Genomic DNA, 14,845 nt, shown 5'->3' with positions numbered 1-14,845 from the left:
CGTTCGGGCATCACATGCGTTTAAGGTGCATGACATGCCTAGCAAAAAGACCCCGGCCGGCAAGGCCAAGAAAGACCTCCCTGAAATCCCCAAGGAGCTGGTCGAACAGTTCGTCAAAGGCCCGATGACAGCCGAGGCGATTCAAGACATCTCGATGGCCTTCAAGAAGGCGTTGGACGAGCGCGCACTCGGTGCCGAGCTTGGCCATCATCTCGGCTACCCGCCAGGTGCGGAGCGCCCCGAAGGCATCGAGAACCAGCGCAACGGCAGCAGTGGCAAGACTGTCCTGACCGACGATGGCCCGCTGAAACTGGATATTCCTCGAGATCGCGATGGCAGCTTTGCCCCGATCCTGATCCCCAAGCATGAGCGCCGCTTCACCGGTTTCGACGACAAGATCATCGCCATGTATGCCCGTGGCATGACGGTGCGCGAGATTCGCGCGTTCCTGTTGGAGCAATACGGCACGGACGTTTCCCACGACTTCATCAGCTCGGTGACTGACGCCGTGATGGAAGAAGTGGGTGCGTGGCAACAGCGGCCGCTCGAGCCGATGTATCCCGTGATTTTCTTCGACGCCCTGCGCGTGAAAATCCGCGATGAAGGCATGGTGCGCAACAAGGCGATCTACTTGGCACTGGGTGTTTTGCCGGATGGTACCCGCGATATTCTGGGCATCTGGATCGAAAATACCGAAGGCGCCAAGTTCTGGCTCAAGGTGTTCAATGACCTGCGCAACAGAGGCGTCGAAGACATGCTGATCGCTGTAACCGATGGCCTCAAGGGCATGCCGGAGGCGCTGGCAGCGGTTTACCCTGAAACGACCCTACAGACCTGCATCGTCCATTTGATCCGCAACAGCCTTGATTACGCCTTCAGGGACAAGCGCAAGGGCTTGGCCAAGGCGCTGAAGCCGATTTACCAGGCACTGAACGCAGAGGCTGCGGAGCAAGCGCTGAACGACTTTGAGTCCGGGCCTTGGGGGAAACAGTATCCAACCGTCGTTGCCGCGTGGCGTCGGGCTTGGGATCGCGTAATCCCGTTCTTCGTGTTCCCGCAGGCGATACGCAAAGTGATCTATACCACCAACGCCATCGAAAGCGTGAACGCGCAACTGCGCAAGATCATCAAGACGCGCGGGCACTTCCCGAATGACGAAGCGGCTACCAAGTTGATCTGGCTGGGGCTGCGTAATATCACGGCCAACTGGAGCAGAGCCGCGCATGATTGGAAGGGTGCGATGAACCAGTTTGCGATCCTTTACGGAGATCGCTTCACCAGGCCCGCCTGGTGATTACAGTGTCCGTCAGGTGACGGGCGTTAACCGCCCGCACACAAAAAATCTGACAGTCCCGGAAGAACAGCCGGCAGGATATTCATTGCAGGCGAACTGATCATGAATGAACCTCTGACTCACATTCATGACACGTTCGCGCACACTCTCAAGGCTGCCAGAGCGCCTGCCCGCCGCCCAGTTTGCGGTCCAGAAAACTGGCCGCGCTGATTAACGCCAGATGGCTCAGGGCCTGCGGTGTATTACCGAGATGATGAGCATGCGCGTCGAATTCTTCGGCGTACAAGCCCAGCGGGTTGGCGTAACGCAGCAATTGTTCGAACTCCAGATGCGCCTGCTCGACCCGACCGGCACGGGCCAGACATTCGACGTACCAGAACGAACAGGCAACGAATGCACCCTCTTCGCCTGCCAGTCCGTCATCGTGATCATCATCGTTGCGATAGCGGAATACCATCCCGTCACGCACCAGTGCTGCTTCGATGGCGTCCAGCGTCGCCAGCCACTTCGGGTCATTGGCACCGACAAAGCGTACCAGCGGCATCAGCAGCATTGAGGCATCCAGATTGCGGCTGCCCTTGTGCTGCACGAAGTGGCCCAGGTCTTCGTTCCAGAAATTCTCCCAGATATCGTTGTGGATCTCTTCACGTACCCTGGTCCAGCGCTCGAAGGGCCCCGACAGCGAGCGCTTGAACGCCAGGCGCAGTGCCCGGTCCAGTGCCACCCAGCACATCAGCCGCGAATGCAGAAAATGCTGATCGCCACCGCGCATTTCCCAGATGCCCACATCGCGGTCGCTCCAGTGTTCGCACACGTAGTCGACCTGGCGAACGACATGCTGCCAGCCATCATGGGAAATAGCGTCTCCATACTTGTTGGCCAGGTAGACGGCGTCCATCAGTTCGCCATAGATATCCAGCTGAACCTGCTTGTAGGCCTCATTGCCGATGCGTACCGGCTGAGCACCGCCGTAGCCGGACAAATGATCGAGATTGTCTTCCGGCAATTCTGCGTGGCCATCGAGGGCATACAGAATGCCGAGTTTCTCGGTCTGTTCACAGCAGTCATCCAGTCGCCCGCGCACCCAGCTCATGAAGGCATTGGCTTCATCGGTGTACCCCAGGCGCATGAACGCATACACGGTGAATGATGCGTCACGTATCCAGGTGTAACGGTAGTCCCAGTTGCGCTCGCCGCCCTCGGTTTCCGGCAGACCGAACGTCGCGGCTGCGACAATGCCGCCATGCTTGCGCGAGGTCAGCAGCTTGAGCGCCAGCGCCGAGCGAGTGACCATTTCACGCCAGCGGCCCTTGTATTGCGATTGCCCGGCCCAGCGCCGCCAGAATTTCAGTGTGTCGTCGAAATAGCGCGAGCATTTGCCTGCGGCCACGTTCGGGTCGTCGATACCGCCAAGAATGAACTCGACGGTCTGGCCTTTATGCATGTGAAACTCGGCTACAGCGTTCTGCTGCTCCAGCTGTAGCGGCGTAGCAGCCGACAAGCGCATGCCTGGCTGCCCTTCGGCCTCGAAACAGATGTCCTGACCATCGACGCGAGCGGTGGTTTCAGCACGGCTGTAGTCCATGCGTACCCGACAGCGCATGCGAATGGTGGCCTCGCCAAAACGCACTTGAACCCTGCGCACGATGCGCGGCAGATCGTCCTGATCTTCACCGATCGGCATCAGGTCGGTGACTTCCACCACCGCGTCCTCGGAAATCCAGCGGGTTTGCAGGACATTGGTGTCCGGCAGGTAGATCTGCAGCCGCCTGGCGTCAGGCAAATCGGGCGCCAGCTGAAAGATGCCGGCATCGGGCGTATCCAGCAGCGCGGTGAAAATCGACGGGCTGTCGAAATCCGGCCAGCAGCAGAAATCGATGCTGCCGGTGTTGGCGATCAACGCGGCGCTGCGCATATCGCCGATGATGCCGTGGTCTTCGATACGGTTTTGCGCTTCTTGGGGAAAGTCAGCCATTGCCACGGAACTCCGGATAAAGGGTCATCCCGCCGTCGATGTACAGGGTCGTGCCGTGCACATAATCCGAGGCATCGGAGGCCAGCCAGAGCACGGCATTGGCGACGTCTTCAGGCTCACCGATACGGCCATAAGGGATCAGTTTGAGCATTTCTTTCTCGGCGTCGCCCTTGCGCGCATCGGCATTGATCGGCGTGCGAATAGCACCCGGCGCGACGCTGTTGACGCGAATTTTCAGCTCGCCGACTTCCTGAGCGATGCTACGCATTAACAGGTCGACGCCGCCCTTGGATGCTGCGTAATTGACGTGCCCGGCCCATGGAATCAGTTGGTGCACTGAACTCATGTGAATGATCTTGCCCATCGCCCGTGACACATCAGGGCGCATGCCTTGCTTGATGAACTGGCGCAACGCCGCACGGGCACAGAGAAATTGCCCGGTCAGGTTGACATTGATGACCGTGTTCCAGTCTTCCAGGCTCATGTCGACGATGGCTGCGTCTTTTTGCAGGCCCGAGTTGGCGACCAGGATGTCCAATGCGCCAAAGTGCTCGATGGTCTGCGCAAACAGGCGCTCGACGTCTGCTTCTTTCGACACGTCGGCCCCGACAGCAAGGGCGCGACCGCCCGCTGCGCGAATCTCTTCAGCCAGCTTCTCGGCAGGTTCAGCCTTGGAGTTGTAATTGATCACCACCGCCGCCCCGGCTTCCGCCAGCGCTCGCGCGGCACCCGCGCCGAGACCGGAACTGGCTCCGGTGACGATAGCGACTTGTTGCTTGAGTGAGATATGCATCGAATTTCAGCCTCGGAGTAAGCGTACTAGTGCTGACTGACGAGGCTGAAAGTAAGTTCAGTTCGGCTTAGGGTGCCGGGTTGGGCTGAGTAGTGTGAATCGCTTCGATGCCAGCGATGACCTCGTCGGACAGCGTGACGTCGATGCTCTCCAGATTGATCTTCAGTTGATCCAGTTTCGTGGCACCAATGATGTTGCTGGTCACGAACGGACGGCTGGTGACATAGGCCAGCGCCATCTGCGATGGATCCAGACCATGCACGCGAGCCAGCGCGACATACTTGGCTGTGGCAGTGACGGCCTGCGGGTTGTTGTAGCGCTGGAAACGCTCGAACAGGGTCAGGCGGCCATCAGCCGGACGTGCACCGTCCAGGTACTTGCCGGCCAACACACCGAACGCCAGTGGCGAATAGGCCAGCAAGCCGACCTGTTCGCGAATAGCGATTTCTGCCAGACCCACTTCGAAGGTGCGGTTAAGCAGGTTGTAGGGGTTCTGGATCGAGACAGCACGTGGCAGATCGAGGGTTTCGGCAAGGTGCAGAAAACGCTGAGTGCCCCATGGCGTTTCGTTGGAGAGGCCGAAGTGGCGAATCTTGCCCGCCTTGACCAGATCGCCCAGTACCGACAGGGTTTCTTCGATTTCGACAGCCTGATCATCCGGGTCGTGGGTGTAACCCAGCACGCCGAAGAAGTTGGTCTTGCGATCCGGCCAGTGCAACTGGTAAAGGTCCAGGTAATCGGTATTAAGGCGCTTGAGGCTGGCTTCCAGCGCCGCAGTGATGTTCTTGCGGTCAAGCCGCGGATTGCCGTCGCGGATATGATCCATGCGACCTGGACCGGCGACCTTGCTGGCCAGTACCCAGTCGTTGCGGTCCCCGTACTTCTTGAAGTACTCGCCGATGATGCTTTCGGTCGTGGTGTAAGTCTCGCCACGCGGCGGCACCGGGTACATTTCTGCCGTGTCGAGGAAGTTGACCTTGGCATCCTTGGCCATACGAATCTGTTCGAATGCTTCATCCTGGGTGTTCTGCTCGCCCCAGGTCATGGTGCCCAGACAGATCGCGCTGACCGACAGATCGGTTTTGCCCAATTTACGAAATTGCATCGATGTCTCCGTTTGATTCAAAAAGATACAGCTTGAAACAAGGCTCCCATAAAACGCCGACTGGTCATTCACTGCAACACTTTTTATCTAACGATAGCCTTGCGCCTGCAGATCGAACAGCGCGGCGTAGCGCCCTGCGGCGGCGATCAGGCTGTCGTGATCACCGCGCTCCAGCACCCGCCCATGCTCCAGTACCACGATATGTTCGGCGTTGCGCACACTGGAAAAACGGTGGGAAATCAGCAGCGTCATGCGTCCCTTGGCGTACTCGCGAAAGTGCTCGAATACCGCAGCTTCTGCCCCGGCATCCAACGCGGCAGTGGGCTCATCGAGAATCAGAATATCGGCATCGCGGCGCATATAGGCGCGTGACAGCGCGATTTTCTGCCACTGCCCGCCGGACAGCTCCTGACCGCCTGCGAACCAACGCCCCAATTGTGTGGCGTAACCCTTGTCGAGCTGTTCGATAAACTGCGCTGCCATGCCTTGCGCAGCGGCTTCGCGCCAGCGGGTTTCGTCGTGAAAGGCGTGGGTATCGCCGACCCCGAGGTTCTCACCGACCAGAAACTGATAGCGGATGAAGTCCTGAAAAATCACGCCGATGCGCGACCGCAGGGCGTCTTCGTCCCAGTCCTGCAGATCGCTGCCATCCAGCAGAATGCGGCCTTGGTCGGGCTGATAAAGGCGCGTCAGCAACTTGATCAGGGTGGTCTTCCCCGAGCCGTTCTCGCCCACCAGCGCCACGCTACGACCCGGTGCAAGATGCAGATCGATGTTTTCCAATGCTGCGCGGCTGGTGCCAGGGTAAGTGAAGCTGACGTTCTCGAAACGCATACCATCGCCGGGCAGCGCACCCTGGGTCAGACTGCCAGCAGACGGCGTGACCGGCTGACCGAGGTAAATGTACAGGTCGGCCAGGTACAGCCCGTCCTCGTACAAACCACTGATCGCACTCAGGCTGCTGCTCACAGCGGCCTGCCCTTGCTTGAACAGCACCAGGTACATGGTCATCTGCCCCAGGGTAATACGCCCATGCACCGCATCGACCACCACCCAGGCGTACGCCAGATAGAACGAAGCAGTGCCCAGCAAGCCGAGCAGAAAGCCCCAGCCATCACGGCGCACGGTCAAGCGCCGGTCTTCGGCATACAGACGCTCGAAGGTGTCGCGATATCGTTTGAGCAGCAGCGGCGCGAAGCCGAACAGCTTGACCTCTTTGATGTAGCCCTCGTGGGAGAGCAATGTTTCGATGTAGTTCTGCCGACGGGTTTCCGGAGCACGCCGGGTAAACAGGCGGAACGCGTCGCCGGAAAAATGCGCCTCGGCAAAGAACACCGGCAATGCGCCGAGCACCAGAATCAGCAACGCCCAGGGCGAGAAATGCACCAGCAGTACGGCAAAGCTGATCAGCGAAATGAGGTTTTGCAGCAATCCCAGGGATTTGGTCACCAGTGCCAGCGGCCGTGTCGAGGCTTCACGCCGGACGCGCACGAGCTTGTCGTAAAACTCCGAGTCTTCGAACTGCGACAGTGACAGGGTCTGGGCCTTCTCCAGAATCAACGTATTGACCTTCTGCCCCAGCAACACCCGCAACAGCGCCTGCTGCACCGACAGCCCGCGTTGCGCACCGGCCAGCAGCGCCAGTACACCGGCCTCAAGCAACACATAACGCAACACCGGCCATAAAGGAGCCTCGCCAGTGCTGGCATGCAGTTGCATGGCACTGACCACCGCATCGACAATCCGCTGCCCCAGCCAGGCGGCCAGCGCGGGCAGCAAGCCTGCCACCAGCGTGGCAACGATCAAGCCAACGGACAGCGCTCGGGACGTGGTCCAGACCAGATGCATGGCCCGTAAGGCCTGCTGCATGAACGACGTGAAGCGTTTGAAAACCGGCATACGTTAAAAAATCCTGAAGAGCCTTATATGTTCACTGGAGCGCTCATCGTTATACACAAAGCCTTGAGATGACTATCGTGCCAATGCTCCGCGTTGGCATGCAGTTCGTGACGCTCTGCGTCACACATCTTCAGTCTGGTGAAACAGCAGGCGTAACCGGAGCTCAGGCCTGCATCTCGTACGACCTGAATCAGGTGTCAAGGCTCTAATGTGTGACGCGGAGCGTCACGAACTGCATTACCACGCGGAGCGTGGTAACGATAATCGATGTGTGATCGCTTATTCCGGACTCACCCTCACTTCGGTGCGCGCTGTACGCAGCGTTCGCGGCGGTCGTCGACGCGTTCGGCGAACCAGGCGGTGGTCAGGTTGCGGGTGATTTTCGGGCTTTTCAGGGTGATGCCGGGCAGGATGGCTCTTGGCAAGGGCTTGCCTGCTGCCTTGTCCGCCAGTGCAAACACCTTGCTGTACAGATCGGTCTCTTCGAACTCCAGGGTATCGCCCTGCTTGAGCTGGTTCCATATCTGTGACTTGTTCATGCCCAGCCGGTCAGCCAGGGTTCGCACTGCCAGCTCGGTGGAGCCTGGCGAGGTGGAGTCGAAACGAATCAGATCGCCATCAAGCGCCAGCTCGATGCCGGTCGCACGACTCACCGCGTTCTGAAACGCGGCATTGCGACTGGCGTACCAACCGGCATTGAAATCGGCAAAGCGGTACAGGGACTGGGTGTAGTTCACCGGGTAACCCAGTAGATGAGCGATGCCGAAATACATGCCGCCACGGCGAGTAAAGACTTCGCGTCGGATCGAGCCATCCACCGTGTAGGGATAATCTTCCGCATGCTTCTCGGCAAAGGCGATGCTGACCTGCATCGGGCCGCCGGTCTTGACCGGGTTGAAATTGCCGAACAGTACCTGGCCCAGCGGTACCATGCCGATGAAATCATCAAAGATCGCGCTGAGGTCTTTCTCTGTGCGGGCTGAATCGAGGCGCTTGCCATAGGTCTTGCCGTCTGGTGAACGTACGCGCAATGCCGTGGCTATCAACGCATTGGGGATATGCAAGCGCGCCGCGCGGCGGTTTATTTCGGCACGGGCAATGCGGCCCATGTCCGGCACCGCAGGGTCGACCTGAAAGGTTGACTCCTGTTCGGTCACAGCCAATACCGAGCACAGGTTTTCGGTGGTCATCGGAATTTTCTGCGCGGCAAATGCGGCATGGATATCCGTTGCCCAAGCCTGCCGATCCGTAACAGTGGCAGGCATCAGGCGCACGATCTGCGCACGCGCCTGTTCCGGGCTCAGTTCAGGTTCCTGCACACGCTGAGTGCCACAACCTGCCAGCACCAGCAGCCCGACGCTCAGCATGAGCGATTTGCTTAGCCTTCGATTCAATCCATGACTCCTGCCACGTTCGCGCTTTACCACACGGTTCACTTCAGAAGGCTTTAAAACACCGACCAGTCGATCCTCGCGCTGAGTTTTTCCAGCGCAGCCATACCGACAAGGGAATTGCCCGCCGCGTTCAACTCCGGAGACCACACACAGACCGAAGCGCGCTCCGGCACAATCGCAACGATACCACCCCCTACTCCGCTCTTGCCCGGCAGGCCGACACGATAGGCAAAGTTACCGGCTTCATCGTAAAGACCGCTGGTGGCCATGATCGAATTGACCTGAGTGGCCTGGCGTGCGGTGAGTATCTGATCGCCACTGTGAGTGCAGAAGCCCTGATTGGCCAGAAAACCGAACGCCTTGGCCAGATCAATGCAATTCATGCTCAGCGCGCAATGGTGGAAATAGCTGCGCAGCACGTCTTCCACATCGCCATGAAAATTGTCGAAGGACTTCATCAGATAGGCCGCTGCGGCGTTGCGCGAACGGTGCTGGTATTCGGATTCCGCAACTTTGGAATCGGAGGTGATCGCCCGGTTGCCGCACAGGCGTCGAACGAAGTCACGCATTGACAGCGACGGTGCCGCAAACCGTGCCTGATTGATGTCGCAGATCACCAGCGCGCCGGCGTTGATGAACGGGTTGCGCGGCCTGCCCCGTTCGAATTCCAGCTGCACCAGCGAGTTGAACGGCTGGCCGGAGGGCTCGTGCCCCAGGCGCTGCCAGATGTCCTCACCGGAGTGCCCGATGGCCTGCACCAGGCTGAACACCTTGGAAATACTCTGTATCGAAAACTGCGTTTCGGCATCACCGGCGCTGAACACCTGGCCGTCGTTGCCGTACACCGCAATGCCCAGTTGATCAGGCCGCACCCCGCCCAGCGCCGGAATGTAATCTGCCACCTTGCCCTGACCAAGCAAGGGTCTTACTTCATCGAGGATTTCGTTCAGCAGGTCTTGCATGTGTGCGCCCCTTGTTTTGGCTGCGCACACTACACCAACCCCAGGTGCCTCGCATCACTGTGTTGCAGGCTCAGTCCCGGTAATCGGTGCCGCTACGCTCCAGCTCGCGGATCAGCGCATTCCAGTGTCGGGCGACACCCGGACCATTACCGTCCTTGATGGCCTTGGCCTGCTCTTCCACTTTGGCGATGACCTCCCGGGGCGGAAACACCAGCTCTGCGTTGCCGGCAGACTGCGCTGCAATCTGGATATTGCAGGCGTACTCGAGGGCATGCAGCTGCTGGAATGCGTGCTCTACACTCACCCCGCCGGTGAGCAAGCCGTGATTGCGCAGGATCATCACGCTCTTGTCACCCAGGTCCGCGACCAGTCGTTCACGCTCGCTCAGGTCCAGCGCAATGCCTTCGTAACCGTGATAGGCCACGCGCCCGGAGAAGGCAATGGAGTGCTGGGAAATCGGCAGCAGCCCGTCCTTTTGCGCCGACACTGCGATACCGTCACGGGTGTGGGTGTGCAGCACCGCTTGCAGGTCATGGCGCGCAGCGTGAATGGCACTGTGAATCACATAACCGGCGTAGTTGATACCCAGCCCTGTCGGGTCATCGACAATCGTGCCGTCGATGTCGACCTTGACCAGATTGGATGCGGTGATTTCATCGAACAACAGGCCAAACGCGTTGATCAGAAAGTGCTCGTCCGGCCCCGGTACCCGCGCCGAGAAGTGTGTATAGATATGGTCGGTCCAGCGCTTGAGCGCGGCCAGCCGATAGGCCGCCGCCAACTTGACCCGGACTTCCCATTCCTGCGGCGAAACCCTGTCACGCACAGTGCCGCCACCCGACGGCGTAGTACCTGGCTGGAGTGGCAAAGCGCTGACGTTGCTCATAATGTTGCTCCTTGGTGACTGCTGACTGGCCAGCCAGACTAGGCGCATTACAAATCAATTAAAAATCACATTTACTTCTAAGCTAATTATAAAAAACAAGAATATTAGGAATAGCGGTTACAAAGGTTCCGCAAGCGCATCAAGGCGGTCTATTCATATTCGTTAAGGTTATTTAAATAAATTTTTATATAGCGATATGCTCCAGAAAATTCCGTTTCCGTTTTGGAGCCATGCATGTCAAAACCTGCCCCCTTTCTACCCCGTTTCAGCCGTCTGGCAGCGGCCATCGGGCTTGGTGCCGCGCTATTGACCGGAACGCTGATTGCGCCCGCCAGCGCACAGGCTGAAGGCGAAATTCGCATCGCCGAGCAGTTCGGCATCGTCTACCTGCTGCTCAACGTGGTGCGCGATCAACAATTGATCGAGAAACACGGCAAGCAAGACGGCCTGGAGATCAAGGTGGACTGGACCCAACTGTCCGGAGGTTCGGCGGTCAACGATGCGCTGCTGTCGGGCTCCATCGATGTTGCCGGTGCCGGGGTTGGCCCGTTGCTGACCATCTGGGACCACACCAAGGACAGGCAGAACGTCAAGGCGGTCGCATCGCTGGGCAACTTCCCCTATTACCTGGTGAGCAATAACCCCAACGTCAAAACCATCGCCGACTTCACCGAAAAGGACCGCATCGCGGTGCCGGCAGTCAGTGTTTCAGTGCAGTCACGCTACCTGCAATTCGCCGCCGCAAAACTTTGGGGTGATAAGGAATACGCACGCCTGGACAAGTACACCTTGAGCCTGCCGCACCCGGACGCCGCCGCCAGCCTGATCGCGGGTGGCACCGAATTGACCGGGCACTTTTCCAACCCGCCCTATCAGGATCAGGAACTGAAAAACCCCAACGTGCATGTCGTGCTCAACACTTATGACCTGCTGGGGCCTAACTCTCCCACCGTACTGTTCGTCACCGAGAAATTTCGCAACGAAAACCCGAAAACCTACAAGGCCTTCATTGAAGCGCTGGCCGAGGCAGAAGCTTTTGTCAGCAAAGACATTGGTGCTGCCGCCGACATCTACCTGCGCGTCACCAAGGCGAAGATCGACCGTGCCGAACTGTTGAAGATCATTGATCAGCCGGAGTTTCAATTCACCATCACGCCGAAGAACACCTACCCGCTGGCCGAGTTTTTGTACCGTGTTGGCGCGATCAAGAACAAGCCGGCGTCGTGGAAGGATTACTTCTTTCAGGATGCCACCCCGTTGCAGGGCAGTTGAGTTCTCGCACTGATCCTTATACGCAACAGTCGCTCGGCGTATAGACAAGTCCGGATGACGGGCTTCTGCCCGGAGGGCGTGGGAGCGTCGCCCGGTCCGCTCCCACGGCCCTCGGCCAGAATCAAGAGCGGACTTGTGTATCACGCGAAGCATTGGGACAACAATCAGCGGCAAGTCAAATTACCAGTTGTACGTCACCTTGCCGTAGTAAAACGCCCCGCTATACCCATAAGGCGAGAACGTGCTGTAAGCCAGGTTGCCGCCGCTGGACGAGAAGTCGTTGAGCTTTTCGGGGTACTTGTCGGTGACGTTATCGCCGCCCAGGGTGAAGACCCAGTTCTTGAGTGTGTAGTCTACTGCGAGGTCCAGCAGCCACGCAGCGCTGAAGGTCTGATCGTTGACCTTGTCGGCCTGGTAGCTGGTGAACTCGCCGTAGCGAACCAGGTTGGAATGCAGTGCCCAGTTACCGAACGTCAGATCATTGCCCAGCGTCAGTTTGTGCTGCGGGGTGGTGTCACCCAGCAGACCGATGCGCTCCCTGCGATCCACGCGAACCAGATTCACCCCTAACTGATCGAGAATCGCCGGGTTGGCTTTCACGTCGGTGACTTTAGTGTGGTTGTAGTTGTAGCCCACTGTGCTGTTCCAACGGACGCCGTTATCGAACTGGTAGCGGTAATTGGCGACCAGATCGACACCATCGGTGCTGGTGTCTGTGGCGTTGGTGAAATAGCGCGCACTGGTGTAGTTGATATCACCCACGCCATTGCTGCGCAGGTAGTTGATGGCCGTGTTGTTGAGCACCAGGTTAGAGGACAGCGAGATACGATCCTGAATATCGATGCGATAGACGTCGGCGGTCACAGTCAGGCTGTCCAGTGGCTGGAGCACCAGGCCCAGGCTGTAGTTGCGCGACTTTTCGGGCTTGAGGTCTTCGGCGCCTAACAGTTGCGCAACGTTACTGCCGGCCGGAAACGTGCCCGCTTCCTGGATAGTGTTGCCAATCAGTTGTGACGAGGTAAAGGTGAAATTCTGCTGCGCCAGTGAAGGGGCGCGGAAGCCTGTCGATACGCTGCCTCGCAAAGCCACCTGCGGGGTGAAGTCATAACGCGCCGAGAGCGAGCCGCTGACGTTGGAGCCAAAATCGCTGTAGTCTTCGTGGCGAACGGCAGCCGACACACCGAGCTTCTCGGTCAGGTTGGTTTCCACATCCAGATACTGGGCGAAGTTGTGTCGCGAGTAGCTGCCTGCATCGGCGGCGCGGAAGCCGCCCAGCCCGGAACTGCCGGTCTGAAAATACGACTCGGCCTGCCCCGCCTCGATCTGATAACCCTGGTGCAGGTATTCGGCGCCGAACGCGACCGACACCGGGTAAGGCAGCCATGCCGCGCTGAACTCCCGCGACAGATCGAAGCCAAGTTGCTTCTGATCGTTGGTCAGCGTGCCGTTGTCGAACGAGCGCGGCGTGTTCAGGCCAAGTGACGTATTGATGGTTTTGGTACGCAGTTCATAGGTGTTTTTCCCGTAGTTGGCAGACACGTCGTAGTGCCAGTCATCCGCCAGCTCGCCGCGTAATCCCGCTACCAGCGAGGTGTCTTCCAGCGTGCCGTTAATCAGTGGCAGATAACCGTTGGGGTAAATCGCAGCGATGTTGTTGGAGGCATTGCTCGGCCGATAAAACGCGGCCGTTTCACCACGGCGCTTGCTGTAGCCACCGAAGCTGTAGAACTCCGCCGCATCGTTGAAACTGTACTCGGCGTTGTATTGCAGCTTGCCCTCGTGGGTTTGCGGCTCACCCTGACGGAACACCTGCTGACCGTAAGTAGTGGAACCTATGCTGGAAGTACGAAAATCATCACCGGCACGGTTGGTGTAGTCGTTGTTGGAGCCTTCACCCGACAGGTTCAACGTGCCGTTGTCGCCCAGCGCGAAACCGGTGTTGCCGGACACCTGACGCTGAATCCCGTCGCCCTTCTTGTATTGGCCGTATTTGCTGGAAATCGAGCCGCCATGATCGGCGCTTTTGAGGATGATGTTGATCACCCCGGCAATCGCATCGGAACCGTAACGCGCTGAAGCACCGTCGCGCAGCACTTCGATGTGGTCAATGGCAGACAGCGGAATGGCGTTCAGGTCGGCAGGTGCCGAACCGCGTCCCACCGCCCCACCCAGGTTGACGAAGGCCGATGTGTGGCGGCGTTTGCCATTGACCAGCACCAGCACCTGATCCGGCGACAGCCCGCGCAATTGCGCCGGTCGGGTCAGCTCGGCACCGTCCACCAGGCCGGGCCGCGGAAAGTTGATCGAAGGGATCAAGCGCGCCAGCACCGTGCCCAATTCGCTGGAGCCGGAACTGCGCAGGCTGTCGCCGGAAATCACATCGATGGGCGACAGCGAAGCACTGGCGGTGCGCTCCTGCGCCCGAGTGCCGGTAACGATTACCGTGCCCAGGGTGGATGCGCCCTGGCTGTTTTGCTCATCTGTTGCCTGTGCAGCATGAGCGCTTGCACTGATGCCTGCGACGCTCAGCAAATTGGCTGAAAAAATCGCCGTGGCCAATACATTCCGTTTGAAACTCCCCATACCACTACCCCTTGAAAATCCTTGATCCAGAAACTCTGTTCTGGTTACAACGAGCGATCCGTGCGGCGGACGGTAGCGATCATTACAGTGTCTGATTGGTGTTCCGGAGGCCCGATGCTTTATAGCTTAATGACATTAATTTAAATATTTAAATATCAATAAAGAATAAGCATCTACATTTGTGTCCAGACTGAAAAATGCCGGAAGCGCGGACAAAAAAAGGCCGCACCTGCCTGAGGATGCGGCCCAAAACTGATGAAGCTGATGGACGAAGAATTGCTTACTTTGCGGTGATCACCGACAGTTTGGTAATGCCTGCGCGTTCGATGGAAGCCATGGCTCGTGCCACTTCGCCGTAATTCACGCCATTGTCCGCCTGCAACTGCACGCGCACGTCAGGGGCCTTGTCCTTGGCCGCCTTGAGGCTGGTTTCCAACAGATCTGGTTGAATTTCATCTTTGTTGATGAACAGCTTGCCCTGCCCGTCGATACTCACCACTAGCGGGTCTTTCTGTTCCACCGGCGCAACCGATTCGGTCTTGGGCAGGTTGATCGGAATCGAGTTGGTCAGCAGCGGCGCGGTCACGATGAACACCACCAGCAGCACCAGCATCACGTCCACCAGCGGCGTAACGTTGATCTCGCTCAGCACTTCATCGGTATCTTGTGTGGAGAAAGCCAT

General features: G+C 58.5%; 11 protein-coding genes. 2 read left to right on the top strand and 9 right to left on the bottom strand.

The genetic code is table 11. The annotated features are described in order from the left end of the window. Positions 1–34: 34 nt before the first annotated feature. A complete protein-coding gene (locus LJU29_RS12535) occupies positions 35–1,294 on the top strand; it encodes an IS256 family transposase (protein ID WP_257112719.1) in 1,260 nt (419 codons plus the stop codon). 148 nt (positions 1,295–1,442) lie between these two features. On the opposite strand, the gene LJU29_RS12530 is transcribed toward LJU29_RS12535, so the two are convergent. The 7 genes from LJU29_RS12530 to LJU29_RS12500 form a co-directional block, all read right to left on the bottom strand. Continuing rightward, positions 1,443–3,269 carry a glycoside hydrolase family 15 protein gene (locus tag LJU29_RS12530; RefSeq protein WP_005757443.1) on the bottom strand — a complete coding sequence of 609 codons (1,827 nt, stop codon included), beginning with the start codon at positions 3,267–3,269 and terminating at the stop codon, positions 1,443–1,445. Next, positions 3,262–4,062: an SDR family oxidoreductase gene (locus tag LJU29_RS12525; protein WP_054996007.1), complete on the bottom strand. Its 801-nt coding sequence runs from the start codon at positions 4,060–4,062 to the stop codon at positions 3,262–3,264. Before LJU29_RS12525 ends, LJU29_RS12530 begins: the two co-directional genes overlap by 8 nt. Positions 4,063–4,129: 67 nt before the next feature. After that, on the bottom strand, positions 4,130–5,167 hold the full coding sequence (locus tag LJU29_RS12520; protein WP_257112506.1) for an NADP(H)-dependent aldo-keto reductase: 1,038 nt from the start codon (positions 5,165–5,167) through the stop codon (positions 4,130–4,132). Positions 5,168–5,254: 87 nt separating this feature from the next. Beyond that, positions 5,255–7,066 (bottom strand): ABC transporter ATP-binding protein, encoded by a 1,812-nt coding sequence (locus LJU29_RS12515; RefSeq protein ID WP_004665547.1) that lies wholly within the window; start codon positions 7,064–7,066, stop codon positions 5,255–5,257. Between the two features lie 296 nt (positions 7,067–7,362). After that, complete coding sequence (locus tag LJU29_RS12510) at positions 7,363–8,433, bottom strand: DUF1615 domain-containing protein (RefSeq protein ID WP_005757451.1); 1,071 nt, start codon at positions 8,431–8,433, stop codon at positions 7,363–7,365. 80 nt (positions 8,434–8,513) lie between these two features. After that, positions 8,514–9,422: a glutaminase B gene (gene glsB / locus LJU29_RS12505; protein ID WP_257112505.1), complete on the bottom strand. Its 909-nt coding sequence runs from the start codon at positions 9,420–9,422 to the stop codon at positions 8,514–8,516. Positions 9,423–9,492: 70 nt separating this feature from the next. Next, positions 9,493–10,308, bottom strand: a complete 816-nt coding sequence (locus LJU29_RS12500) for a class II aldolase/adducin family protein (protein WP_257112504.1) — start codon at positions 10,306–10,308, stop codon at positions 9,493–9,495. 234 nt (positions 10,309–10,542) lie between these two features. Here LJU29_RS12500 and LJU29_RS12495 point away from each other — a divergent pair, with 234 nt between their 5' ends. Next, entirely contained in the window at positions 10,543–11,580 is a 1,038-nt protein-coding gene (locus tag LJU29_RS12495) for an ABC transporter substrate-binding protein (protein ID WP_257112503.1), read from the top strand. 180 nt (positions 11,581–11,760) lie between these two features. Here the strand turns inward: LJU29_RS12495 and LJU29_RS12490 are convergent, their stop codons facing one another. Beyond that, on the bottom strand, positions 11,761–14,163 hold the full coding sequence (locus LJU29_RS12490; RefSeq protein WP_257112502.1) for a TonB-dependent receptor plug domain-containing protein: 2,403 nt from the start codon (positions 14,161–14,163) through the stop codon (positions 11,761–11,763). Positions 14,164–14,443: 280 nt separating this feature from the next. Beyond that, positions 14,444–14,845: an ExbD/TolR family protein gene (locus LJU29_RS12485; RefSeq protein ID WP_002553831.1), complete on the bottom strand. Its 402-nt coding sequence runs from the start codon at positions 14,843–14,845 to the stop codon at positions 14,444–14,446.

It is taken from the genome of Pseudomonas ficuserectae, from assembly GCF_024584585.1.
GTDB lineage: Bacteria > Pseudomonadota > Gammaproteobacteria > Pseudomonadales > Pseudomonadaceae > Aquipseudomonas > Aquipseudomonas amygdali.
Note: the sequence above shows the minus strand (reverse complement) of the source record. Positions and strands in the feature narration are given on the sequence as shown.

Excerpts from the sequence above, each read along its gene's own strand:
- LJU29_RS12485 (WP_002553831.1), bottom strand. The coding sequence starts at position 14,845 with ATGGCTTTCTCCACACAAGATACCGATGAAGTGCTGAGCGAGATCAAC.
- LJU29_RS12525 (WP_054996007.1), bottom strand. The coding sequence starts at position 4,062 with ATGCATATCTCACTCAAGCAACAAGTCGCTATCGTCACCGGAGCCAGT.
- LJU29_RS12495 (WP_257112503.1), top strand. The coding sequence starts at position 10,543 with ATGTCAAAACCTGCCCCCTTTCTACCCCGTTTCAGCCGTCTGGCAGCG.
- LJU29_RS12500 (WP_257112504.1), bottom strand. The coding sequence starts at position 10,308 with ATGAGCAACGTCAGCGCTTTGCCACTCCAGCCAGGTACTACGCCGTCG.
- LJU29_RS12520 (WP_257112506.1), bottom strand. The coding sequence starts at position 5,167 with ATGCAATTTCGTAAATTGGGCAAAACCGATCTGTCGGTCAGCGCGATC.
- LJU29_RS12490 (WP_257112502.1), bottom strand. The coding sequence starts at position 14,163 with ATGGGGAGTTTCAAACGGAATGTATTGGCCACGGCGATTTTTTCAGCC.
- LJU29_RS12535 (WP_257112719.1), top strand. The coding sequence starts at position 35 with ATGCCTAGCAAAAAGACCCCGGCCGGCAAGGCCAAGAAAGACCTCCCT.
- glsB (WP_257112505.1), bottom strand. The coding sequence starts at position 9,422 with ATGCAAGACCTGCTGAACGAAATCCTCGATGAAGTAAGACCCTTGCTT.
- LJU29_RS12510 (WP_005757451.1), bottom strand. The coding sequence starts at position 8,433 with ATGCTGAGCGTCGGGCTGCTGGTGCTGGCAGGTTGTGGCACTCAGCGT.
- LJU29_RS12515 (WP_004665547.1), bottom strand. The coding sequence starts at position 7,066 with ATGCCGGTTTTCAAACGCTTCACGTCGTTCATGCAGCAGGCCTTACGG.
- LJU29_RS12530 (WP_005757443.1), bottom strand. The coding sequence starts at position 3,269 with ATGGCTGACTTTCCCCAAGAAGCGCAAAACCGTATCGAAGACCACGGC.